This window comes from Marinobacter sp. RI1, assembly GCF_041155085.1.
GTDB classification, from domain to species: Bacteria; Pseudomonadota; Gammaproteobacteria; order Pseudomonadales; family Oleiphilaceae; genus Marinobacter; species Marinobacter nauticus.
This window is the reverse complement of the sequence record NZ_AP031605.1, coordinates 1180172-1203478: the sequence shown is the minus strand read 5'-3', so window position 1 is coordinate 1203478 and position 23307 is coordinate 1180172. Positions and strand designations below refer to the sequence as shown.

19 protein-coding genes are annotated in these 23307 nt (G+C 57.8%); 3 read left to right on the top strand and 16 right to left on the bottom strand.

Features of this window, described 5'->3' with window-relative positions:
- Nucleotides 1-51: 51 nt before the first annotated feature.
- From ACAM27_RS05280 to pqqA, 8 genes are all read right to left on the bottom strand, one after another.
- Nucleotides 52-1806: a NahK/ErcS family hybrid sensor histidine kinase/response regulator gene (locus ACAM27_RS05280; protein WP_369612662.1), complete on the bottom strand. Its 1755-nt coding sequence runs from the start codon at nt 1804-1806 to the stop codon at nt 52-54.
- Nucleotides 1790-2953: an alcohol dehydrogenase-like regulatory protein ErcA gene (ercA, locus tag ACAM27_RS05275; protein WP_014422645.1), complete on the bottom strand. Its 1164-nt coding sequence runs from the start codon at nt 2951-2953 to the stop codon at nt 1790-1792. Before ercA ends, ACAM27_RS05280 begins: the two co-directional genes overlap by 17 nt.
- 92 nt (nt 2954-3045) lie before the next feature.
- On the bottom strand, nt 3046-4869 hold the full coding sequence (locus ACAM27_RS05270; protein ID WP_141067485.1) for a S9 family peptidase: 1824 nt from the start codon (nt 4867-4869) through the stop codon (nt 3046-3048).
- Nucleotides 4850-5983, bottom strand: a complete 1134-nt coding sequence (gene pqqE / locus ACAM27_RS05265) for a pyrroloquinoline quinone biosynthesis protein PqqE (RefSeq protein WP_141067484.1) — start codon at nt 5981-5983, stop codon at nt 4850-4852. Before pqqE ends, ACAM27_RS05270 begins: the two co-directional genes overlap by 20 nt.
- Nucleotides 5980-6243, bottom strand: coding sequence for a pyrroloquinoline quinone biosynthesis peptide chaperone PqqD (gene pqqD, locus ACAM27_RS05260; protein WP_023009649.1), 264 nt, complete (start codon nt 6241-6243; stop codon nt 5980-5982). Before pqqD ends, pqqE begins: the two co-directional genes overlap by 4 nt.
- A gap of 10 nt (nt 6244-6253) precedes the next feature.
- Nucleotides 6254-7009, bottom strand: coding sequence for a pyrroloquinoline-quinone synthase PqqC (gene pqqC / locus ACAM27_RS05255; RefSeq protein ID WP_141067483.1), 756 nt, complete (start codon nt 7007-7009; stop codon nt 6254-6256).
- 8 nt (nt 7010-7017) lie between these two features.
- Nucleotides 7018-7935: a pyrroloquinoline quinone biosynthesis protein PqqB gene (gene pqqB / locus ACAM27_RS05250; protein ID WP_141067482.1), complete on the bottom strand. Its 918-nt coding sequence runs from the start codon at nt 7933-7935 to the stop codon at nt 7018-7020.
- Between the two features lie 55 nt (nt 7936-7990).
- Complete coding sequence (gene pqqA, locus ACAM27_RS05245; protein ID WP_007153157.1) at nt 7991-8062, bottom strand: pyrroloquinoline quinone precursor peptide PqqA; 72 nt, start codon at nt 8060-8062, stop codon at nt 7991-7993.
- Between the two features lie 226 nt (nt 8063-8288).
- On the opposite strand from pqqA, the gene ACAM27_RS05240 reads away from it, so the two are divergent.
- Complete coding sequence (locus ACAM27_RS05240) at nt 8289-10397, top strand: 4Fe-4S binding protein (RefSeq protein WP_369612661.1); 2109 nt, start codon at nt 8289-8291, stop codon at nt 10395-10397.
- Nucleotides 10398-10409: 12 nt separating this feature from the next.
- Here the strand turns inward: ACAM27_RS05240 and ACAM27_RS05235 are convergent, their stop codons facing one another.
- From ACAM27_RS05235 to ACAM27_RS05215, 5 genes are all read right to left on the bottom strand, one after another.
- A complete protein-coding gene (locus ACAM27_RS05235) occupies nt 10410-10988 on the bottom strand; it encodes a peroxidase-related enzyme (RefSeq protein ID WP_014422652.1) in 579 nt (192 codons plus the stop codon).
- Nucleotides 10989-11028: 40 nt separating this feature from the next.
- On the bottom strand, nt 11029-12012 hold the full coding sequence (locus tag ACAM27_RS05230) for an MDR family oxidoreductase (RefSeq protein ID WP_369612660.1): 984 nt from the start codon (nt 12010-12012) through the stop codon (nt 11029-11031).
- A 47-nt stretch (nt 12013-12059) separates the two neighbouring features.
- Nucleotides 12060-12701, bottom strand: coding sequence for a TetR/AcrR family transcriptional regulator (locus tag ACAM27_RS05225; protein ID WP_369612659.1), 642 nt, complete (start codon nt 12699-12701; stop codon nt 12060-12062).
- Nucleotides 12702-12930: 229 nt separating this feature from the next.
- Nucleotides 12931-14451, bottom strand: coding sequence for an aldehyde dehydrogenase family protein (locus ACAM27_RS05220; protein WP_014422655.1), 1521 nt, complete (start codon nt 14449-14451; stop codon nt 12931-12933).
- 204 nt (nt 14452-14655) lie between these two features.
- The gene (locus ACAM27_RS05215; RefSeq protein WP_141067479.1) at nt 14656-16281 is read right to left on the bottom strand and encodes an AMP-binding protein; all 1626 of its coding nucleotides are present in this window, start codon (nt 16279-16281) and stop codon (nt 14656-14658) included.
- Nucleotides 16282-16452: 171 nt separating this feature from the next.
- Here ACAM27_RS05215 and ACAM27_RS05210 point away from each other — a divergent pair, with 171 nt between their 5' ends.
- Nucleotides 16453-17556: an AraC family transcriptional regulator gene (locus tag ACAM27_RS05210; protein ID WP_014422657.1), complete on the top strand. Its 1104-nt coding sequence runs from the start codon at nt 16453-16455 to the stop codon at nt 17554-17556.
- A gap of 62 nt (nt 17557-17618) precedes the next feature.
- On the opposite strand, the gene ACAM27_RS05205 is transcribed toward ACAM27_RS05210, so the two are convergent.
- From ACAM27_RS05205 to pedF, 3 genes are all read right to left on the bottom strand, one after another.
- The gene (locus ACAM27_RS05205; RefSeq protein ID WP_014422658.1) at nt 17619-19394 is read right to left on the bottom strand and encodes a PQQ-dependent methanol/ethanol family dehydrogenase; all 1776 of its coding nucleotides are present in this window, start codon (nt 19392-19394) and stop codon (nt 17619-17621) included.
- 189 nt (nt 19395-19583) lie between these two features.
- On the bottom strand, nt 19584-20540 hold the full coding sequence (locus ACAM27_RS05200; RefSeq protein WP_141067478.1) for an ABC transporter substrate-binding protein: 957 nt from the start codon (nt 20538-20540) through the stop codon (nt 19584-19586).
- Between the two features lie 75 nt (nt 20541-20615).
- Entirely contained in the window at nt 20616-21044 is a 429-nt protein-coding gene (gene pedF / locus ACAM27_RS05195) for a cytochrome c-550 PedF (RefSeq protein WP_014422660.1), read from the bottom strand.
- Between the two features lie 366 nt (nt 21045-21410).
- On the opposite strand from pedF, the gene ACAM27_RS05190 reads away from it, so the two are divergent.
- Nucleotides 21411-23267: a PQQ-dependent methanol/ethanol family dehydrogenase gene (locus tag ACAM27_RS05190; protein WP_369612658.1), complete on the top strand. Its 1857-nt coding sequence runs from the start codon at nt 21411-21413 to the stop codon at nt 23265-23267.
- Nucleotides 23268-23307: the final 40 nt, after the last annotated feature.

Here is a 23307-nt window from a genome sequence, read left to right as displayed (position 1 = left end):
GGAAGTATTGCGGCTGGAATGCACGGGAGTCTGTAAGACGGTCTTACAGCGTCAGAACGACGACGAGGCAATCAGGCTGGTCAGCAATGCCCGCAGTCGGTTGGGCTTGACCGGTTTATTCAATACAGGAAGATACTGGGCTCGTAACAAGGCCCGCGTCTCGTCACTGCGATCAGCCGTAATGATGGCCCCGGGCAGGTCCATCGCCAGATGTCGCCGCACCGAGTGAATGGCATCAAAACCGGTCTGGCCGTCATCGAGATGGTAATCCGCAAGCACAGCTCTCGGAGTCAAGCCGGATTCATCCAGTCGGGCCAGGGCATGATCCCGGCCACCGGCCGTAATCACGACACACCCCCATCGACTGAGAAGCATCGCCATGCTCTCAAGAACGGCTGGCTCGTTATCAATGACCAGAACCGGAGCTCCCTCAAAACCGCGGTCTGTCGACACGGCCGGGGCAGGCTTCGCAAAGGCCTGCAACGTTGGCACGGGAACGCGTGGCAGCGTTACGGTGAAGCGAGAGCCAAGCCCGGGTCTTGACGCCACGTCAATCCGATAGCCCAGAACCCGAACCATTCGCTCGACAATGGCCAGCCCAAGGCCAACCCCTTGCCTGCCACCGCTCCCCTGCGGCAGGATCTGATGAAACTCGGTAAAGATTTCATCGAGCTTGGCGGCATCAATCCCGACGCCGGTATCCCAGACCTCGAGCCGAACGTCATCATCCCGCACACGCACCGCCAGCATCACACCACCGGACCGCGTGTAACGGAAGGCATTGCTGAGCAGGTTTCGAAGAATACGGGTGAGCATACGTTGATCCGTGCGCACCATGGCCGGTGAAGAACGGACCCGAAAACCAAGCCCTGCGTTGGCCGCCACGGCCTCAAACTCGCTGCCGAGACTGCGCGCCAGCTCATCGACGTCGGTATACATCAGATCGGGCTTCATCGCCTGCTGATCCAGCTTGGAGATGTCCAGCAAATCGGCCAGAAGATCCTCTGCGCCTTCCAGAGCACGGTGGGCCTGGTGCACCATCCGGCGTTCGGCATCGGGCAGGGTGCTGTCCTGCAATGCCGAGATCATGAGCCGGGCGGCATTCAACGGCTGAAGTAAATCGTGACTCGCGGCGGCCAGATACTTGTCTTTACTCCGGTTTGCATCTTTGGCGGCATCGACAGCAATCACCAACTCCTGCTCAACTTTCTCGCGCTCTTCAATCTGATAGCGGAGGTCCACGTTGGCGTTCTGCAACGCTTCAGTGCGTTCCTCCACCCGGCGCTCAAGTTCGGCGTTGAGCTGTTCGAGCTTTTCCCGGGCCTGAACACGGTCAGTGATATCAGCAACAAAGGCTTCCACCACTTCAGGCCCGAGGTCTGGCCGCCGCAGCATGGTCACGGCGACATGGACGGCCGACTGATCGGCCCGACGAAAACGGGCCTCCCGCGCGCTAAGGCTGCCGTAATCCAGCAATTCCTGGCGAATGACATCAAACTCTGCGGCGCTGAAAAAAAGCTGTTCGCGAAGCCGGATCATCCGGTGCTGAAGCTGTTCAGGGCTGTCGTATCCGCAAATCCGCGCCATCGCCGGGTTGCAGGCCAGAAAACCACCCCGCAGATTGGCCTGGAAAATGCCATGCAGCGCGTTTTCGAACAGCCATTTGTAACGGTTGCGTTCCCGCTCCAGCTCCTCAATACGTTCCTGCAAGGCCGGATAATAATTCTTACGCACCGACTGACTGCCAAGTCCCAGCAGATCGCCAACGCCAAAACCACTGTCAGGCGATTCATAGGGCTTCTTCATAAACCACCTGAACATCCCGAAGCGACGACTTCCTTGGGTTGGTCAGTATGCAGGGGTCCTTTAATGCATAGCCTGAAAGATAGGGGATATCCGATGTCGTCACACCCAGCTCTTTCAACCGGGCTTCGAGGCCGACGGTTTTCTTGAGCGCAACAATACGGGCCATCAGGTGTTTTTTGACCTGGGCATTACTCATTCCCCGGGTATCAATATCCATGGCCTCCGCCACACGCCGGAAGCGGTCTTCGGCAAACGGGAAGTTGTAGGCCACCACGTGCTCCAGCAATAGCGCGTTGCACAATCCGTGGGGCAGGTCCAGGAAGCCCCCAAGGCTGTGCGACATGGCGTGTACTGCCCCAAGAATGGCATTTGAAAAGGCCAGGCCCGCCTGCATGGAGGCCAGCATGATCTGCTCGCGCAATACCGGATCCGCCGGGTTGGCAACCAATGGCTCCAGGTTCCGGTTGATCAGTCGGATGGCTTCGAGAGCGTGCGTGTCGGTGAGCGGTCCGCTGCCGGTAGACACAAATGCCTCAATGGCGTGAACCAGCGCATCCACCCCGGTGCAGGCGGTCAGGTAAGCACCCATGGTTTCCGTGACTTCCGGATCAATCAGAGAGACATCCGGCACGACCGCCTTGCTGATAATGGAAAACTTGAAGCGCCGATTGGGGTCCGAAATGATCGCAAACTGGGATACGTCGGCAGAGGTTCCCGCCGTCGTCGGAATCAGTATCAAGGGCGGAGGGGGATTGGTGATGGTATCCACCCCTTCAAACTCCAGAATGCTCCGACCGTGCGTGGCGACAATACCGATGCCCTTGGCACAGTCCATCGGGCTGCCACCACCAATGGCGACGATAACGTCACAGTCATTCGACCGGTACTGCTCGGCGCCCGCCATCACCTCATCCACCTTGGGATTGGGGGAAACTGCGGTGTAAGTGGTACAGGCCAGGCCGGCTTCTTTCAGGAGCGTTTCAATCTCACCAACCCACCCGGCAGCCTGGACACCGGGGTCCGAGACAAGAAACACGTGGCGCGCCCCGAAATTACTGGCAAAATTGGCCACCGATCGGCGTGAACCCGCGCCGAACACAATCTCCGGAGAGACAAACTTTCGCAAAGCAGAAATGTCGTAACTCATGGGGCCTGACGCGTACGGTTGTTGTTATAGGAGTAACTGACATATTAACGCAACTTGGCGAGCGCTTCATCGACCTTTTGGCTAAGGCCGGCTCACTCTGCCAGTCTGCGATAGAAGCGCCATAGTGTGTCCAGCATCGTGACCTGATTCTCCGGGGACCGGAAACCGTGCCCCTCCTCATCAAACCAGACCATTTCGGCGCACCGGCCTGCCGCTCTGAGAGCCGCCACCATTTCCCGGGTTTGCTCCGGCACCACCACCCGGTCCTTTCCGCCCTGAAAAAACAGCGCCGGACAGGCAATCCGGCCTGCCTGGAGGGCCGGTGTCCGGGAACGCCAGTTAACACCTCGAGAACCCGGTGGGCCCAACAACCAGTCAAGATAGCCCGACTCAAACCGATGGGTGGCTGCCTTCAGCTTCAACGGTTCGGTCACGCCAAACACACTGCCGAGACCACGAAATAACTGTCCCGGCTGCATGGCTGCCATCAGCGCGGTATAGCCACCGGAACTGCGCCCCTGGATAAACACCCGCTCAGGGTCTATCCCGCGGCTGGCGCCAAGCGAATGCCTCACCCTTACAACATCGGCAACATCGGCTCGTCCCCAGTTGCCAGCCAGCGCCTGACGATATGCCCGACCAAAACCGGTGCTGCCGGTGTAATTCACGTCCGCTACCGCAAACCCGTGCTGACACCAGAACTGTATCTGGGCATTGAAGGTAGCGTAGGCAGCCGAGGTCGGTCCGCCATGGGCCAGGATGATGAGTGGTGAGGCCTTGGCTGGCTTTGCCGGTCGGTACAGAAAGCTTTGCAGCTCGAACGAAAACTGGTCATCTGGAGGCAGGCACACCGTCTCCGGCCAGACCCAGTCGCGTTCTGCGATCGGTGAAGTGGCCGCACTCAATACCTCCTCCCTTCCGGTGTCCGGATCAATCCTGAGAATGTGATCCGCGCTATCCGGTCGTCGGGCCAGACAAACGAGGCTATTATTCCACGCAGACAGCCACCGGAAATCCGAGTAAGACGATGCCACCCGGCGACGCCTGCCGTCTCGATCAATCCAGAGTTCGGCCCACCCCCTGACATAACGGACCTGTCCCCACCCCCCGCCAGACAGGGGGCAACTATGCCGCTCCCCGAGCTGCCAGGGCGCATTGGCGTGATCGGCCATGACCTCAGTCCCTGAGGTCCAACGCAACGAGTGGTGATTTCGATCCACCCGAAACGGCTGCCACCAGCCAAGGTGATCCGACTGAACCCAGAGCTGGCTATCATCGAACTGGGGCTGCTGGACAGACCCGCCTCCCGGCGGTTCCGCAACCAGCGCATCCCGCACATCGCCGTTGGCACCAAGCCGCGCCAGACACAACATGGACCTATCCCAAGGCATGTCCGGGAGCTGCCAACTGACCCAGGCCAAGGCCTTGCCATCCGGACTGAGCGCCGCCGCGCTGTAGAAGTCAAAACGGTCGTCGAGCACCGTAATCTGTCCAGACGAGTCAATCGCCACCAGGGCCTGTTGATCGCCGTATTCTCGTACGGCCAACCAGCGCTGCCGGTGGGGGTCTGCCACCAGCCCTCCCCACCGTGCCCCTGAGGGAGCGGCCAGGCTGAGCCGAACGCCCGTTCCAAGATCCAGCTGCCAGAGACTCTGATCCTCTGCCACCCAGCATATGAATCGCCCCATCACCGCAAAGGCACCGCCACCGTATCCGTTCAGGCGACTGCCGACACCGTTACCGGTCTCGATTCTTCGTGTTCGCTCGCCGTCAAAGCGCCACAGGTTTACACGCCCGGAGCCGGGCTCAGAAGCCAGCCAGTACACTAGCCCGCCGTCGGCTTTCAGTTCCGAAAACTGCTGAGTTTCAAGACACGCCGTGTGGGCCGACAGGATTTCATCCCCGGCAAATGACACGGGAATTCCGGGCGTTTCGGTAGATCAGATCCTCCAGACCAGCCGTCGCGTGATCGGCCGCCGTTCGGGCGGCCAGGATCCGGTCGTGATGTGGTGACTTTCCGCAAACCGGATCGGCATTGTCGGCGTTCCCGGTCAACAGGTAAGCCTGACAGCGGCACCCCCCGAAATCCTTGCCTTTTTCGTCACAGGAACGGCAGGGTTCCGGCATCCAGAGGTCACCACGGTAATGATTGAACCCGGGACTGCGATACCAGATATCCTCCAGCGACTGCTCGGTCACATTGGGAAACTCAATCGGCAGAAGCCGGGCGCTGTGACAAGGCAGCGCCGTTCCGTCGGGGGCTACGGTCAGGAACAGGCTGCCCCAGCCATTCATACAGGCTTTTGGACGTTCTTCGTAGTAGTCCGGTGTTACGAAGATCACCTTCATCGGATGATCCCGCGCAAGCAGATCTGTGCGGTAGCGATTCACGGTGGCCTCAGCCGTTACCAATTGATCTCTCGAGGGCATCAGCCCTTCCCGGTTGGCAAACGCCCACCCGTAGTATTGGCAAGTGGCCAGCTCAACATAATCGGCCCCCAGCTTCTCACACAACGCAAGAATGTCAGGCATCTGATGAATGTTGTGACGATGGATCACAAAGTTGAGCACCATCGGATAGCCCGCCGCCTTGACCGCCCTCGCCATGGCCAGCTTCTGATCAAAGGCCTTTCTGGAGCCGGCCAGCGCATTGTTGAGCTCAGGATCCGATGCCTGAAAGCTGACCTGAATATGATCCAGCCCTGCCTCGGCAAAATCCTGAACCTTCGCCTCCGTCAGTCCCAGGCCCGATGTGATCAGGTTGGTGTAGTAACCCATGCCCCGGGCGCCGGCGATCAACTCCGGCAGGTCTTGCCGCACCAGGGGCTCGCCACCGGAAAAGCCCAGCTGGGCGGCCCCCATTGCCCGGCCTTGCTTCAGCACTTCCAGCCACTGGCGCGTCGAAAGCTCATGCGCCTGATCGGCATAATCCAGCGGATTGGAACAATAGGGACATTGGAGCGGGCAGCGGTAGGTCAACTCAGCAAGCAGCCAGAGCGGGTGACCAACAGTCTCGTGTTCACCACTCATAGCCATTCAATCCAGTGTTGGCGGGTTGCCTCGGCGAGAAAGTCCTCGACGTCGGCTGACAGGGGACCAGCCTCCGGAAACGCCCGCTCCAGAAGCTCGACAATCTCGGTACTGGTGCGAGAACCGTTCACTTCCGCCAGTATGGCACCGGCGCTGCCATTTAGCTTGACCATGCCCTCCGGATACAACAGAACGTGACTTTGCTGTGCCGGCTCCCACTGAAACCGGAAACCTCGACGCAAGCGGGGAACCTGAGCCATGGCTACCTCCTTACAGACCACGATGCCACACCGGCTGATCTGTCACTGTATGATAGGGCGGTGTCTCGTGAACATACGCCATGGTCATGGCATCCAGCATGGTCCAGAGAATATCGAGTTTGAATTGCAGGATCTCGAACGCACGCTGCTGGTCCGCGGCCGAGACAAAATGATCCAGCGTAATACTCAGACCATGCTCCACATCCCGGCGCGCTTCAGAGAGGCGTTTGCGGAAATACCGGTAACCCTCCGCCTCAATCCAGGGATAATGATCTGGCCAGCTGTCCAGACGAGACTGATGAATCTCCGGCGCGAACAGCTCGGTCAGCGAGGAACAGGCAGCCTCCTGCCATGTGGCCCGACGGGCAAAGTTGAGGTAGGCATCGACCGCAAAACGGACACCCGGTAACACGTGCCGCTGATCAATCACCTCCTCTCGCGTCAGGCCCACAGCTTCGGCCAGAAGCAACCAGGCCTCAATGCCTCCGGCATCGTCATCATGACCGTCGTGATCCAGAATACGCTGCAACCACAGACGACGGACGCTGGCATCCGGGCAATTCGCCATGATGGCCGCATCCTTCTGGGGGATGTTGATCTGATAGTAATAACGATTTGCCACCCACCCCCGGATCTGGGCAGGCGTGCACCCACCGCTGTACATGGCCCGGTGGAATGGATGATGGATGTGGTAGTAGCCGCCCTTGGCACGCAGCGCGGCCTCAAAATCGTCCCGATTCAGGGCAGGCGTAACTTGTGCGTTCATGGCAGACCTCACAGGTGTATGTGCATGCCATCCCACGCCACCTCGATACCATGCGCCGCAAGCTCAGTGCGCTCTGGCGAGGCCTCATCAAGGATGGGATTGGTATTGTTGATGTGAATGAGGATCTTGCGCGCGCCCGGCAATGTGTCCAGCAGCTCAATCATGCCACCCGGCCCGGCCTGCGCGAGATGCCCCATCTGCTGACCGGTTTTGGTGCCGACTTCCTGGCGGATCATTTCATCATCATGCCAAACGGTACCATCCACCAACAGCACGTCAGCTCGGGCCATCCAGGCTTTGATCCGGTCATCCGGCTGCCCCAGGCCGGGCGCATATAGAACGCTCTGACCACTGACGGAGTCTTCAATGAATAGGCCAATATTGTCGCCAGGGTGCGGCTGGTCTCGCCTTGGAGAATAAGGCGGAGCGTTACTCAGGAGCGGAATAGCCGTTAGCGCCAGAGTTGGCGCGCACGGTATCGTGAACGCCGTATCTTCGTTCGGCTCAATGGCTTGCCAATTCAGGCCGCCATTCCAGTGCCGGAGCATCTCGAACAGCGGGAAGCCGGTGGACAGATCACTGTGCACCTGCGATGTACACCAAACGTCCAGCGGCAGCCCTTCCCGCAGTGACAGCAATCCGGTGGTGTGATCAACCTGACTGTCCATCAGGACGATGGCAGAGATTCCGGTGTCGCGTAGCGAACGCCCCGGCTGCATGGCTGGAAAGTCCGCAAGCTGGGCCCGGATATCCGGTGAGGCATTGAAAAGAATCCAACGCTCTCCATCGTCGCTGATGGCAATGGATGACTGGGTCCGGGCACGGGCATTCAGGGTACCGGCCCGAAAACCGGCACAGTTCCGGCAGTTACAGTTCCACTGGGGAAAACCGCCCCCGGCCCCTGAACCCAGAATTCGAATCTGCATGGCAACCTCCCGAGCAGAACGCAAATAGCCAGCCCGGGGGCTGGCTATTCGTGGCTCAGCGGTTAGCGAAGTACATAGTCACTTCAAAACCGATGCGAAGGTCTTCATAAGCTGGCTTGGTCCACATGATGCTCACCTCTTGTCATGATTGTTAGTGCTTGGCATTTATGGGCACCGCAGGCAAGCGCCCACGATCACTTTCATGCTAATCACAGTGCCTGCCACGCCATATGGTACTTTGGGACCGTTTTTGCCCGCCTGAAAGTAGCAGACCTTTGGCCCGGAGGTTGAATTGAGCCCCACCAGCCGTGCCCTACCATGAGAGAAACAATAACAATCACAGGAGACTTCTCATGGTGGGGCGCCTGATGCTCTTGCTCTCACTGGTGTTCACAGCCTCTGCCTTCGCGGCTGAGCCGCCACCGGAGCCCAGGGCCGTCATTCAGTCTCTGTTTCCATCAGCAACCGTCATTGAGGGCAAGTTGCCGGACTTTCCCGTCTACCCCGTGTACCAGCTCCAGGAACTGCTGGGGTACGCCTATGTCTCAACCGATTTTGTTACCTTGCAGGGATTCGCGGGCAAGCCGATCACCATGATGATCGGCCTGGACACCAAAGGCCGATTCACGGGCGTCGAGGTGCTTCACCATCACGAGCCTGTCTTTCTGCATGGCCTGGGCGAAGCACCTCTGAACGAATTTGTGGCGCAGTATGAAGGGCGGTCCCTGAAAGACCAGATCATCGTTCAGGCATCCAGTCGTTCCAGTCGCGACACAGGTGGCCAACAGGTCTACTTTGATGGTGTGAGCAAGGCCACGGTTTCTGTGCTGATCATCAATGACACGATACTCTCCTCCGCCTTACAAGTTGCCAGAAGCAAGCTGGAAGGGTTCGCCCAGGCGGCCCCCACAAGGGCCCGACAAGATTATTATGAGCCTCTGACCTGGCAACAACTACTGGACCGCGGCTACGTCCAGAAGCGGACACTCTCAGCGCAGGAGGTGGAGGCGAAGCTGGGCCGCCCGCTGACGGACTACCCAACCGACCTGTCGCCTCCATCCGGCGAGGCATTTACAGAGATCTATTTTGCCTATGTGAATTCACCCATGGTGGGGCGAAACCTGCTTGGCGACCAAGGCTACAAAGCGTTTCAGGAACGCCTGAATGATCGAGGCAAAGTCATTATGGTGATGTCACAAGGCGTATATCCTCATGTCAGCGAAGCCTTTGTGCCCGGCAGTACGCCCAGCCGAATCGGTCTCAATCAGAATGAGCTGGCCATCGAGATGAGGGATCTGAACTGGCTCGAACCGAATCAACAGATCATGGCTCCGGGCGCACCCGATATGGCCGCCATGAACCTGTTCCGGGTCGGCGGCAATGCGGGCTTCAACCCGGGTTCCGAGGCATCGTTCCATCTGGACATCACTGCGCCACGAAATCACCTGATCACCGACCACGCACGCTTCACGCTGCCCGTGACTTTTTCCCCGGACCTGTTTGAACCGGTCGAGGTGGCACCAGACTTTAATGAAGGCCAGCAACCGGTTTGGATTGGGCTCTGGAAAGAACGATGGTGGCAGATCAGCCTGCTGGTTGCTGGCCTGACCATACTGACGGTGTTCTTTGCGCGCCAGAAAACCCTGACACGGTATCCCCGGCTGGTGCACGGCTTCCGCTGGGGCTTTCTGCTCTTCACGCTCTTCTTTATTGGCTTTTTTGCCCAGGGGCAGCTATCGGTCGTAAACATCTATACCTTGTTGCTGGCTCTCTGGGATGGCTTCTCCCTGAACGTATTTCTGCTGGACCCGGTGATATTCATTCTATGGACCTACACCTTTGTCACCCTGTTTATCTGGGGGCGCGGGCTTTTTTGCGGCTGGCTCTGCCCGTTTGGCGCACTTCAGGAACTGGTCGCGTGGATAGCTCAGCGGCTCGGATTGCGGCAGATAAAAATACCTGAGAGATGGCACCGCCGGCTCATCCTGTTGAAATACCCGATACTGGCCGGGCTTGTGACCACCGCGTTCTTTTCACTGACCCTGGCCGAGCAACTGGCTGAAGTGGAGCCGTTCAAAACCAGCATTACTCTGTATTTCGTCAGGCACTGGCCATTTGTAATGTACGCCCTCGCCTTACTGGCGATCGGCCTGTTCGTTCACAAGTTCTACTGCCGTTATCTGTGCCCGCTGGGAGCAGGACTGGCGGTGCTGGGGCGACTGCGAGTGTTCAGTTGGCTGGAGAGGGTCAAACGCTGTGGCCAGCCTTGCCAGCATTGCAAAAACGAATGCGGTATCAACGCAATCCGCAAGGATGGCCGGGTGGACTATGACGAGTGCATCCAGTGCCTGGAGTGCGTTGTGATTCTGCGGGACCAGAATCAGTGCGTAGACGCCATTGTTCAGGCCAAACAGCGGCAGAAACAGGCTCGGATTCTGGCCACAGATGCAGCAGGGGCGTAAACGCCCCTGCACTCAGCGCCCCAGCGAATAGAATTCCGGGTTGGCCCGCATGCTGGTGACATTGGCCATGCGGTTGGACAGACCGAAGAAGGCCGTGATGCCTGTAATATCCCAGGCGTCCTCATCGGTAAACCCGTGCGCGCGCAATGTGGCAAAGTCGTCCTCATTCACGGCATAGGCCGACTGCGACACTTTCACGGCAAAATCCAGCATCGCCTTTTGGCGCTCGGAAATATCCGCTTTGCGATAATTCACCGCCACCTGATCGGCAATCAGTGGGTTTTTCTCCCGGATCCGCAAGATTGCGCCATGAGCTACCACGCAGTACTGGCACTGATTCAGGTTGCTGGTCGCCACCACAATCATCTCGCGTTCAGCCTTGGTCAGGTTGCTCTCCTTCTCCATCAGAGCATCGTGGTAATCGAAGAACGCTCTGAACTCGTCGGGGCGATGTGCCAGCGCCAGGAAGACGTTAGGAATGAACCCCGACTTCTCTTGTACTTTCAGAATCCGGTCGCGGATGTCGCTGGGCAACGAGCCCAGCTCTGGCACCGGAAACCGGCTGATCGGTTGTTCTTTTGGGTCCGACATTCTGCATCCTCTGTTGTTTTCAGTCTGTTCAAAACGCCGGTTAACCGGCGACCGGAATCACCACGCGACCCCGCAACTTGCCTTCGAGCAACTGCCCGGCGGCACCGATAGCGTCGTCAAAGGACACCTCGGTAATCATGCTGTCCAGAAGCTCCGGGGACAGGTCCTCGGCCAGACGCTTCCAGGCGTACAGACGATCAGCTTTCGGAGCCATAACACTATCAACACCGCACAAGGTCACGCCTCGAAGAATGAACGGAGCGACTGTAGCCGGAAAGTCCATCCCTGCCGCCAGACCGCAGGCAGCAACAACACCGCGATACTTCATGGCCGCACAGACATTCGCCAACACTTGTCCGCCGGCCACATCAATAGCCCCCGCCCAGGTTTCACGGGCCAACGGCTTGCCGGGCGCCGTCAATTCAGCCCGATCCAGAATCTGCTTCGCCCCCAGGGACTTCAGATATCCTTCCTCCTCGGGCCGGCCGGTTACCGCAGTCACCGAGTATCCGAGTTTAGCCAGGATCGCGACCGCCACACTCCCAACACCTCCGGTTGCTCCGGTTACCAGGATGTCACCTGAATCCGGCTTGACGCCCTGCTTCTCCAGGGCGATCACGCATAACATGGCGGTGTAGCCCGCGGTGCCAATAGCCATGGCCTGGCGCGGAGTAAACGGTGCTTGCAGCGGAATCAACCAGTCTCCAGAGAGGCGTGCCTTCTCAGCCAGCCCGCCCCAGTGTTTTTCGCCCACACCCCAACCGTTCAGCACGACTTGGTCGCCGGGCTTGCAATCCGGATTGTCGGATTCCGTCACAACCCCTGCGAGGTCAATGCCAGGCACCATGGGATAGGTTTTGGCGATCGGCGCCTTGCCGGTAATCGCCAGCGCATCCTTATAGTTCAGGGTGCTGTAAGCCACTTCAACCGTGACGTCGCCTTCCGGCAACTGGGTCTCGTCAACAGACTTCAGGGCCACCTGCTGATCACCCCGACTGCCTTCAATCACAATTGCTTTGAACATGTTGCCTCCCGTTCTCCGTTTAATCAGTGAACTTGCGTATCGAGCTCTCAGGCTCTTTGTACAAGCGCCATGAACCCTTGGGCAAACCGGTCCAGCGGCTGAGCTGACTGCTCCAGTTTAGCCCTGAGCACAGCGCCCTCCCAGCCAATCCAGAAAAACTGCGCTAACGACTCGCAGCACGCGCTTTGCGGGATATCACCCGCTTGTCGGGCCTGCTGAAGAACTCGGGCAACCCGGGCTTCCCAATCCCGAAAAGTATCACTCAAAAGCTCGCGGAAACTTTCCGGGAGGGCCGCCATTTCCTGCCCCAGATTGCCGATCAGGCACCCTCGCCGGTAGTCGTATTTCTTCATGCCCGCTTTGGCGTCCTGAACAAATGCCTCCAGCCTCGACAGCGGTGGCCGGGAATCGTCAGCGAAGGATCGCTCCAGTTTACGGGCAAAGAAGTCACCGTAGGCTTCGATCAGCGCCCGGCCGAACGCTTCTTTGTTGTCGAAGTAGTGATAAAACGACCCCTTGGGTACGCCGGCCAGCCTCAAGATTTCGTCGATACCGGTATAGGAATAGCCCTTCTCGGTCAGCACTGCCAGCCCGAATTCAATCAACGCCTGCCGGGTATCCTGATAGCTGACGTTCTGGCTCTTGGGTGGCCTGCCGCGCTTGCGTTGGGGTGTCTTGGATTCTGCCATTACGCTTATTTTAGACCGCTCGTCTACAAAAACCTGAGATCACTTTAGACCAGTCGTCTACAAAAAACAAATGTCATAAAAAAAGGCCCTGGGAAGGGCCTAAGGAGAGTGGTAAAACATCCCGGGCTCCAGCAGGAGCCACCCGGCAGACGCCGGGCTCAACAAAAGCACCGTCCTTGTGCGGTCACACGAAAAAGGGGCCGATGCAGACAGCCCCGACGCATCCGGATCAGAAGAATCCCAGCGGGTTGGTGTCGTAGCTCACCAGCAGGTTTTTGGTTTGCTGGTAATGATCAAGCGCCATCTTGTGGGTCTCACGACCAACACCCGAGCGCTTGTAACCGCCAAATGCCGCGTGGGCGGGGTAGGCGTGGTAGCAGTTCATCCACACCCGGCCAGCCTGAATGGCACGCCCCATGCGGTAAGCCCGATTGGTGTCACGGGTCCAGACGCCCGCTCCCAGACCAAATTCGGTGTCATTTGCGATAGCCAGTGCTTCTTCTTCGGTCTTGAAGGTGGTCACCCCAACAACCGGTCCAAAGATCTCCTCCTGGAACACTCGCATCTTGTTGTCACCCTTGAACAGGGTCGGCTGGATGTAAAAACCGTTGTTGAATTCATCGTCGAGATGTTCACGGTCACCGCCGGTCAGGACAACCGCCCCTTCCTGCTTGCCGATTTCCATATACGACATAATCTTGTCGAACTGTTCTTTCGAGGCCTGGGCACCTACCTGCACTTCGGTGTCCAACGGATTACCGCGCTTGATCGCCTTGGTGCGCTCGACGACCTTTTGCATGAATTCCTCAAACATGTCTTCCTGAACCAGAGCCCGGGAGGGGCAGGTGCACACTTCGCCCTGGTTGAAGAACGCCAACACCAGACCTTCAACACACTTGTCGATGAACTCAGGCTCAGCCTTCATGACATCGGAGAAGTAGATGTTCGGCGATTTGCCACCCAACTCGACGGTGGAAGGAATGATGTTTTCAGCCGCACACTTCAGAATGTGGGAGCCAACCGGGGTAGAGCCGGTAAACGCGATCTTGGCGATACGTTTGCTGGTGGCGAGCGCCTGACCGGCCTCAATACCGTAACCGTTAACGATGTTGAGTACACCCGGCGGCAACAGGTCGCCGATGATTTCCATCAGAACCAGAATACTGGCAGGAGTCTGCTCGGCAGGTTTGAGCACCGTGCAGTTACCCGCTGCCAGACAGGGGCCCAGCTTCCAGGCCGCCATCAGAAGCGGGAAGTTCCAGGGAATGATCTGACCAACCACACCGAGGGGCTCATGGAAATGGTACGCCACAGTGTTGTGGTCAATTTCGCCCATATGGCCTTCCTGAGCACGAATACAGCCCGCGAAGTAGCGGAAATGATCAGCCGCCAACGGAATGTCTGCGTTCAGGGTCTCGCGCACCGCTTTACCGTTATCCCAGGTTTCAGCAACGGCCAGCTTTTCGAGGTTGGCTTCAATTCGGTCCGCGATTTTGAGCAGAATATTGGAACGTTCGGTTGGGGAGGTTTTGCCCCAGGCTGGAGCTGCTTTATGGGCGGCATCCAGGGCAAGCTCAATGTCCTCTGCCGTCGAGCGCGGGATCTCACAGAACGCCTCGCCGGTAACGGGAGTGATGTTCTCGAAATACTGGCCTTTAACCGGTGCTACCCATTCACCGCCAATGTAGTTCTCGTAGCGGGATTTGAAAGAAACAACGGAACCGTCCTTTCCTGGTTGTGCGTAGATCATGACATTGACCTCATTGTTGTGTTTGTCGCTTGCCAACGCGGCCTTCGCGTTTACCTATTCAATGTAGTCGTGAAACCAGGATTGGTGAATGATCCCAAGGGGGCGAAAAACTCATCCCTTGGTAGTAGATTGCAGGACGTGCACGCAGGCGCTCAGACGCGGCCCTTCGGCAGGGCCCGCGTCTGCGTCAATCAGCGATGAGGGTTAGAGATCCCGGAGATCTTTACGCAGGATTTTTCCCACATTGGATTTGGGCAATTCCTCCAGAACTGTCACTTCCTTTGGAACTTTGTAACTGGCAAGGCTTTGGCGGCAATGACTGATCAGCGCCTCCTCATCAACATCGGCACCGGCAACGGGCGCCACAAACAGCCGGATCCGCTCCCCGGTTTTCTCGTCCGGTATACCGATACAGGCCGCTTCCGCGACTTCGGGCAACTCCGCTGCCACCGCTTCAATTTCGTTCGGGTACACATTGAATCCGGAAACCAGAATCATGTCTTTCTTGCGATCAACAATCTCGAACTGGCCGTCCGGATGCATCACTGCCACATCACCGGTCTTGAAGTAGCCATCTCGGGTGAAGGCGGCTTCAGTCTCCTGGATCCGGTTCCAATACCCTTTCATCACCTGGGGACCACTGGCACACAATTCGCCCGGGGTCCCTATCGGCACCTCCTGTTCATTATCATCAACGACTTTGACATCGGTCGAAGGTACCGGATATCCCACAGTCCCACTGAAACGGTTCTGCCCCATCAGGTTCAACGTCAGAATGGGAGCCGTCTCAGACAAACCAAAGCCTTCAACGATGTGAGCGCCGGTATGAGCTTTCCACGCTTCAGAGGTACTCGGGAAGATCTTCGAGCCGCCGCCAAACGCCACCTTGTAGCGAGACAGGTCCACCTGTTTGAACAAAGGATGCTTGGTCATGCCGGCATACAGAGTGTTGACACCACCAATAACACTGAATCCGGCATCCTTGATCGCAGCCAGGTAGGCGTCCATGTCCCGGGGATTAGGTATCAGTATCGCCTTTGAACCGATGGCCGCGTAGGCAACAAAGATCATCAGACCGAAAATGTGGTACATGGGCAGCGCCAGCACCACCACTTCCGCCCCCGGTTCATTGGCCGCGGGTATAAAGCTGCGGAACTGCAGGGTATTGGCAATCAGATTACGGTGACTGAGCGTCGCGCCCTTGGAGGGGCCGGTGGTGCCCCCGGTATACTGAAGAAACAGCACATCGTCCCCCGCCAGGGGTACGGCTTGCGGTGGCTTGCCAGCGTGTTCCGCCAGCAGATCCGCCAATGGGGTGTAATCCCCAAGATCCTCGGGAATGTCCGAGCCCGGGATCAAGAGAGTGGTGCCATCCCCGGGATTAACGGTGATCACCCGCGTGATCGACGTCTGGTGTCGGATGGCAGCCAGTGACGGTGCCGACCCGGAATAGACAAGAATGGTCTCAGCGCCCGAATCGTTAAGCTGGTGCTCAAGTTCCCTCGGAGTATAGAGCGGATTGACGTTTACCTGCACGGCACCGGTTTTCAGCACTGCCAGCAGCGCAATCGGATAGGCAAAGATGTTTGGCAGCATTACCGCAATCCGATCCCCCTTCGCCACGCCATACCGGCTTTGCAGCGCGTGGGCCAGGGCATCAGACTCATTGTCCAGCTCCCGAAAGGTCAGGGATGCGCCAAAACACTCAATGGCTACGTGATCGGGGAACTTGGCTATCGCATCCCTGAACAGGCCGAGAACGGAATCATAGGCATCCACGTCAACGGTATGGGGAACGTCGCTGGGGTAAGAATCAAGCCAGGGTTTCATGTTTATTCCTGTTGGGTTTTATAAGTTGTTATGCCATAGGTCCGGGAAGACCCTTCCAAATCCTCGCGCACCGACTTGATACAAACCTGATAATACGCGCCAAAAATTTGATAATTTGCGCCACATCAGGAAGACTCCCTCTCACCGCCCACGGAACAACAAGATGCCGCCATGCCCCTGACTGACCTTTCCCGCGCCTCGTCATTGGCCCGGCTCGACGAGTTTTGTCGTAAACATACCCTCGACTACCGGGACATGCTCGCCAGCGCCGGTCTGCCCGAGGACACTCTGCAGCAACCAGACAGCCTCATCGCCTACACGCGCTTTACACAGCTCCTTGAAAACTGCGCCAGGGCCTCCGGACATCCCCTGTTTGGTCTTGAATACGGCATTTTTCAGGGCACCGCCGTCTTTGGCAGGCTTCTATACCTGTTCAAGAACGCCAATACCGTAGGGGACTCGCTCAGCGAGCTAACCCGGTACTACCACTTGCATTCCAGTGCTGCCGAGGTGACCACCTCGGTCCAGGAAGGAATGGCCTTCCTCTGTTACGAACCGGCGCTGCAGGAGAGCACACCGAGCCGACAGATCGTGGAACTGGCCATCGGCGTCGGGTTATCGCTGATGAGGATGCTCATGGGGCCTGCCTGGAAGCCGGCCGGGGTGCATTTCAGACACGGAGCAGGAAGCTCCACCAAAACCTATGCCCGCCTGCTCGGCGTGACACCGCAATTTAACAGTATCAGCAACGGCTGGGTGTTCGATGCGTCTTTGCTCAGCCTGCCCCTGAGTGACTCTGACCCGGGGTTGCATGCGCTTATGCGGGAACATCTGGAGAAAATGGACGCGCTCTCGGTGCGGGAACTGCCAGACTATGTCCAGCGCCTGATTCGAACCTGCCTGCCCGCCGGCAACGCAAGCATCGAGCTTGTCGCAGACTACCTGATGCTAAGCCCCCGGTCCCTGCAACGGTACCTGGCCCAGGAAAAGACCTCGTTCCAGACATTGCTTAACGCCACACGCAAGAACCTGGCAGAACGATATCTGCAGGAATCGACCGTGAGTCTGACCCAACTGGCAGGCATTCTCGGTTACTCAGACCTGGCCTCATTCTCCCGGGCATTTCAACGCTGGTATGGAACCAGCCCACGCCAGTGGCGCAAAGAGCACGGCTTGGGATTACACCCCAGGCGCCTTGCGCCGCACAGAAAAGCGCCGGTCTGGTTAAGCCCGTCAGGCCTCCCGGCAAAGAGTGGCGAATCGGCCATAGAATAAGTCTGTCTCCGGCAGGGGAATAAAAAAAGCCGCCCGGGGGCGGCCTTTTTTTATCGTTCAGATCACTTACTGGCGATCCGGTCTTTGGGCAACTTGAACGTCCACACCATGCCCCCCTGATTGAAGTTTTTCACCACCTTGGCAACTTCTCCTCCCCAGAGCGGAACCGCACCACCCCAGCCAGAGGCCACGGACACATACTGCTCACCGTCCATGGTCCAGGTGATCGGAGTACCAACCACACCAGAGCCTGTGTTGAAGCGGTAGAGCTCTTCGCCAGTCTTGGCATCAAACGCCTTCAGATGCCCTTCCGGCGTGCCGGTGAAGACCAGACCACCCGCCGTCGTCATCACACCGCCCCACAGGGGGGCCGTATTCTCATAGCGCCAGACCTCTTCACCGGTCTTTGGATCCATAGCCCGCAGAACGCCGATGTAGTCATCGTTGGCCGGCTTGATAGTAAATCCAGCGCCCAGGAACGCCGCACCCTTCTTGTAGGAAACCGGCTCGTTCCAGATATCCATGGCCCATTCATTAGACGGTACATAAAACAGTTCCGTCTGTTGGCTGTAGGCCATCGGCATCCAGTTCTTGCCACCAAGGAACGCGGGCTGGGCCAGCACCGTCTCACCTTTGCTACCGTCCATATCGGCAGGATTACCCGGACGACCGCCCTCGGTGTAGATTGGACGACCGGTGTCGGGGTCCAGCCCCTCGGCCCAGGTAATCTTGTCTACAAACGGGAAGCCACGGATGAAATCGCCGTTCTCACGGTTCAGAACATAGAAGAAACCGTTTCGGTCTGCCGTTGCGGCGGCCTTGACGATTTTGCCGTTTTCCTCGTAGTCAAAGGAGATCAGCTCGTTCACCCCGTCGTAATCCCAACCATCGTTCGGCGTGGTCTGGAAATGCCATTTGATGCTGCCATCATCCGGATCGATCGCCAGACGGGAAGACGAGAACAGGTTGTCACCCGGGCGCAGGTGAGAGTTCCACGGGGCGGGGTTACCTGTGCCGAAGAACAGGGAATCGGTATCGGGGTCATAGGTCCCGCCCAGCCAGGTGGCGGCACCACCGTTCTTCCACATTTCACCGGGCCAGGTCACTCCGGCCTTGCCGCCAGAAATACCATTCTCAATTTTTTTGCCATCCTTGTAGACATAGCCCATGTGGCCTTCTACGGTCGGGCGGGTCCATACCAGATCACCCGTGTTGGCGTCATAGGCTTCAACCTTGCCGACAATACCGAACTCACCGCCGGATACCCCGGTAATGACCTTGCCTTTGACGATCATCGGAGCTGCCGTGATGGCATAACCAGCCTGATAGTCCGCCACTTTCTTGATCCAGACGGGCTTGCCGGTCTCTTTATTGAGTGCCACCAGTTTGGCGTCCAGAGTTCCAAAGATCACTTTGTCACCATAGATGGCAGCGCCGCGGTTTACCACGTCACAACAGGGCATGATGCCATCCGGCAGGCGCGCATCGTACTGCCAGAGTTCCTCACCGGTCCGGGCATCAATGGCGTACATTCTTGAATAGGAGGCGGTAACGTACATCACCCCATCTTTTACCAGCGGCTGGGATTCCTGCCCCCGCATTTTTTCACTGCCAAACGAAAAAGCCCATGCCGGCTGCAGGTATTGAACGTTGCTGGTGTTCAGGTCCGCCACCGGGCTGTAGCGCTGGCCCTGCGTACCCATGCCATAGCTCACTACATCCTCGGGGCTCTTGTGATCGTTGATAATCTCGTCGTCGGTTACCGCATGGGCGCCATACGAAACAGCCATCGCCAGGGCGCTGGCCGCAATGCGAATCCCGAACTTGTTGGTTCTCATGGTTGCGCTCTCCAAGTCTCTTGTTTTCGGTTCTCTTGTCGTCGTTTCAGCGAACCGGGAACTTTTCCCGCCTCTGGTACGATTCTTCGCGCTGACACCAAAACCAACAATTGCCCCGGGGAACAGGTTTTCTCATCACTTGGTAGTAATACCCCAAAAAGAAAGCTCGCCGATGGCGAGCCTTTCTCACTAATGACGGCCCTCGGCGCGGGCCAAAGATGCCTCATCAAGAAAATCCCGATAGTATCCGGGCACACTGTATCGGAGCTGCTGGCCGGACATCAGCTCGTTCATCTCACCGGATCTCACTAACCTGTCTACAATGGCTTCGAGCGCATAGCCAAGCTGCCGATGGGTGTGTTTGATCGCCATACCAACATCCCAGACCTGCTTGCCAATACCGGGAAAACCGTTACTCGCAGCTTTGAATTGCGCGTTTTCGGGCTTGGAAAGCTCATGGTCGATCTCCGCTCGCATCCCCATCACCGCACTCACCTCGCCAGAGCGCATCGCACCGAACGCCTCCGCAACGTTTCCGTAATGCCGAACCTTCTCTCGCATACGGCCAGCAAACGCCGAGGTCAGGTAAAAATCAGGAAGGGTATCGATCTCCACGCCGATAGGGTGATACTGAAACACAGCGACCGTCTCAACGCTGTCGAGCCTGGCCGGATCAAAGGCGATCTGCCAGGTTTCCTGCTGGTAAGGACCAAACAGTACAACCTGTTCGTTGATGTACTCGCCGGTGGAATCCTGCATGTACGCGTAGGTCTTGTCATAAGGCACCCGAAGCATCACGTCGGCGAGCCGGCGCTTTGCCAGGTAATGGCCCTTCCACACATTGTTGCGCAGATCGTCACCCAGATTCTCATCCGGCACAATCCAGTGCACTTTGAACTCCACGCCCATTTCACGGGCGATCCGACGCCCGAGTTCAACATCGATCCCTTTCGGTTCACCATCCACCTGATAGGAATACGGCGGGAAATTCTGATACACCCCAACCTTCAAGTAGCCGGATTCAAGGATGACGTCGTAGTTGCGCTCCGCGGGACGGTTCAGCAGCTTGTCACCATCATCGATTTCCTGAGCCAGGATGGCCTGGGTGAAGAACAGTAAAGCAAGAATGGGCGCCAGTATTTTCATTGTATTCTCCCAACGACGACGGGCCGGCACTGGGCCGACCCGGTTTTAACCTTGAGCGAATCGAAGCAACTTCCGTTACTCCGGCTTGGGCAGAGACTCCACATAACTCCGAATGGCCCACATTGCGTTCTGATCCAGGGTTTTCTTCCATGACGGCATGCCCCGGTCGGTGCCATTGCGCACGCGGTTGATAAAATACTCGTCATCCCATTCCGTCAGTTCCCGCAGATCAGGCGTAAGGCCTCCGGACATCGCTCGAATTCCATGGCAGCCCGCGCAATTGCCGGCGTAAGCGCTCTCGCCGATCTTGACCGCCTGGGCGTTCATATCGCCGTACTCGTTACCTTCCCGGAACGGGTTTTCCATCCGGATTTCATCGCCGAGTGTCGGCAGGTTGCCCGTATCCACTTCCTGTGGTGTGACGTTGCCGTGCGCAAAGACCAGGCCCGCCAGGCCAAGCAGGGACGCAGTCACCAGTGCTTTGAGTGAAAAGGACATTGCCATTGTTGCTACCTCTGTTATTGGATTCCCAGTGGTTGGCTATTGGATTTATCAGTCGCCAACGTGCTGACTTCCAGTCTAGGAATCCACCGGGGCATTCCGAATGCCACTTTGGGGGTTTTGGCGTAGTTCCTTGGTAGTAGACGCAGAGAGCGAAGGCCAAAGCATGAGGGCCCGAATTCCTCCGGTGAAACTCGATGTATTTCAGATAAAAAGCGCCCGTTCGGGAACATTTCCCGGTTTTCCCTGACATTTTCCCGGCAATGAGAGGCGGTTTTCCGTCGCCAGATTCCCCGGTCACTGCCAATACTCGAGACGTCGATGCCATGGGCAAGACGATGGCGACAACAAAAACCAAGGGGAAAGAATATGAGCATCAGAACACGCAAGCACCCGCTGTTGCGGGGTATCAGTCTGGCACTGGCGCTGGGGACCACGGCCGGTCTGGCCGGCCAACTCCAGGCCAAAGAGGTTACCTGGGATGACATTGCCAATGACGCCCGCAGCCCCGAAAACGTGCTGGGATACGGCATCGGCCCCAAAGCCCAGCGTTACAGCCCGATGACAACCATCAACCGCGATAACGTGGAGCGCCTGGTTCCCGCCTGGTCCTTCTCCTTCGGTGATGAAAAGCAGCGCGGTCAGGAATCCCAGGCCTTGGTCCATGACGGCGTGATCTACGTCACCGGCTCATACTCCCGTTTGTTCGCGCTGGATGCCAGGACCGGGGAGCGGTTGTGGGAATACAGTCACCGCCTGCCCGAGGGTATTCGTCCCTGTTGCGACGTGGTCAACCGGGGCGCCGCGATCTTTGGTGACAAGGTGTTCTTCGGTACCCTCGATGCCGGCATCGTCGCGTTGAATAAAGACACCGGAAAAGTGGTCTGGCGCGAGAAGTTCGCCGATCACGAGGCGGGCTACACCATGACCGGAGCCCCGGTGCTGGTGAAAGACCAGAAAACCGGAAAAGTCCTGCTGATTCATGGTTCTTCCGGTGACGAATTCGGCGTCGTCGGCAAACTGTTTGCCCGCGACCCGGATACCGGCGAAGAAATCTGGATGCGCCCGTTCGTTGAAGGCCACTTCGGTCGGCTCAACGGCGAAAAAAGTACGCCAACGGGAGACCCTCGGGCACCCAGCTGGCCTGATGATCCGAATACTGAAACCGGAAAAGTTGAGGCCTGGAGCCATGGCGGCGGCGCACCCTGGCAAAGCGCCAGCTTCGATTCAGAAACCAACACCATTATCATCGGCGCTGGCAACCCGGCCCCCTGGAATACCTGGAAACGTACTTCGCCCGGAGGCGACCCCGCTGACTACGACAACCTCTACACCTCCGGCCAGGTTGGCGTCGATCCAACCACGGGAGAGGTCAAATGGTTCTATCAGCACACGCCAAACGACGCCTGGGATTTCTCCGGTAACAACGAACTCGTGCTGTTCGAATATGATGAAGACGGGGACACGGTAAAAGCTACGGCCCACGCCGACCGCAATGGATTTTTCTACGTGGTCAACCGTGAAAACGGTAAATTGAAGAATGCGTTTCCTTTTGTCGACAATATCACCTGGGCCACGCACATCGACCTGGAATCCGGCCGCCCGGTCGAGGTAGAAGGCCAGCGCCCGCCGGCGATTGCTGAAGGAGAAACCCGAGGCAAGTCTATTGAAGTCTCGCCCCCTTTCCTGGGCGGTAAAAACTGGAACCCGATGGCCTACAGCCAGGACACCGGCCTGTTCTATGTTCCAGCCAACCATTGGAAAGAGGATTACTGGACAGAGGAAGTTACCTACAAAAAAGGTGCGGCTTACCTGGGTCAGGGCTTCCGGATCAAGCGGATGTACGACGACCACGTAGGCATACTTCGAGCCATGAATCCGATCACCGGTGACATTGAGTGGGAGCACAAGGAAAGAATGCCATTGTGGGCGGGCGTTCTGACCACCAAGGGTGGCCTCGTCTTCACCGGAACCGGTGACGGATATCTCAAGGCCTTCGATGCCGAGACCGGCGAAGAACTCTGGAAGTTCCAGACCGGCTCGGGAATCATCTCGTCGCCGATCACCTGGGAAATGGACGGAGAACAATACATCGGTGTGGCCTCTGGCTATGGCGGGGCCGTTCCATTGTGGGGTGGCGACATGGCGGAGCTGACCAAGCCCATTTCCCAGGGCGGGTCCTTCTGGGTCTTCAAGATGCCTTCCTGGGCACAGGCCTCCCGATAATCTTCCTCCGGTTCGGGCCTGGCGTCTTGCCAGGCCCCTT

Bases quoted from the DNA above. Each gene is read 5' to 3' on its own strand.
- ACAM27_RS05210 (WP_014422657.1), top strand. From the start codon at position 16,453: ATGCCCCTGACTGACCTTTCCCGCGCCTCGTCATTGGCCCGGCTCGAC.
- ACAM27_RS05215 (WP_141067479.1), bottom strand. From the start codon at position 16,281: ATGAAACCCTGGCTTGATTCTTACCCCAGCGACGTTCCCCATACCGTT.
- pqqD (WP_023009649.1), bottom strand. From the start codon at position 6,243: ATGGCTCAGGTTCCCCGCTTGCGTCGAGGTTTCCGGTTTCAGTGGGAG.
- ACAM27_RS05240 (WP_369612661.1), top strand. From the start codon at position 8,289: ATGGTGGGGCGCCTGATGCTCTTGCTCTCACTGGTGTTCACAGCCTCT.
- ACAM27_RS05235 (WP_014422652.1), bottom strand. From the start codon at position 10,988: ATGTCGGACCCAAAAGAACAACCGATCAGCCGGTTTCCGGTGCCAGAG.
- pedF (WP_014422660.1), bottom strand. From the start codon at position 21,044: ATGGCAATGTCCTTTTCACTCAAAGCACTGGTGACTGCGTCCCTGCTT.
- ACAM27_RS05200 (WP_141067478.1), bottom strand. From the start codon at position 20,540: ATGAAAATACTGGCGCCCATTCTTGCTTTACTGTTCTTCACCCAGGCC.
- ACAM27_RS05230 (WP_369612660.1), bottom strand. From the start codon at position 12,012: ATGTTCAAAGCAATTGTGATTGAAGGCAGTCGGGGTGATCAGCAGGTG.
- ACAM27_RS05225 (WP_369612659.1), bottom strand. From the start codon at position 12,701: ATGGCAGAATCCAAGACACCCCAACGCAAGCGCGGCAGGCCACCCAAG.
- ACAM27_RS05220 (WP_014422655.1), bottom strand. From the start codon at position 14,451: ATGATCTACGCACAACCAGGAAAGGACGGTTCCGTTGTTTCTTTCAAA.
- ACAM27_RS05205 (WP_014422658.1), bottom strand. From the start codon at position 19,394: ATGAGAACCAACAAGTTCGGGATTCGCATTGCGGCCAGCGCCCTGGCG.
- pqqB (WP_141067482.1), bottom strand. From the start codon at position 7,935: ATGCAGATTCGAATTCTGGGTTCAGGGGCCGGGGGCGGTTTTCCCCAG.
- pqqC (WP_141067483.1), bottom strand. From the start codon at position 7,009: ATGAACGCACAAGTTACGCCTGCCCTGAATCGGGACGATTTTGAGGCC.
- ACAM27_RS05280 (WP_369612662.1), bottom strand. From the start codon at position 1,806: ATGAAGAAGCCCTATGAATCGCCTGACAGTGGTTTTGGCGTTGGCGAT.
- pqqE (WP_141067484.1), bottom strand. From the start codon at position 5,983: ATGAGTGGTGAACACGAGACTGTTGGTCACCCGCTCTGGCTGCTTGCT.
- ercA (WP_014422645.1), bottom strand. From the start codon at position 2,953: ATGAGTTACGACATTTCTGCTTTGCGAAAGTTTGTCTCTCCGGAGATT.
- ACAM27_RS05190 (WP_369612658.1), top strand. From the start codon at position 21,411: ATGAGCATCAGAACACGCAAGCACCCGCTGTTGCGGGGTATCAGTCTG.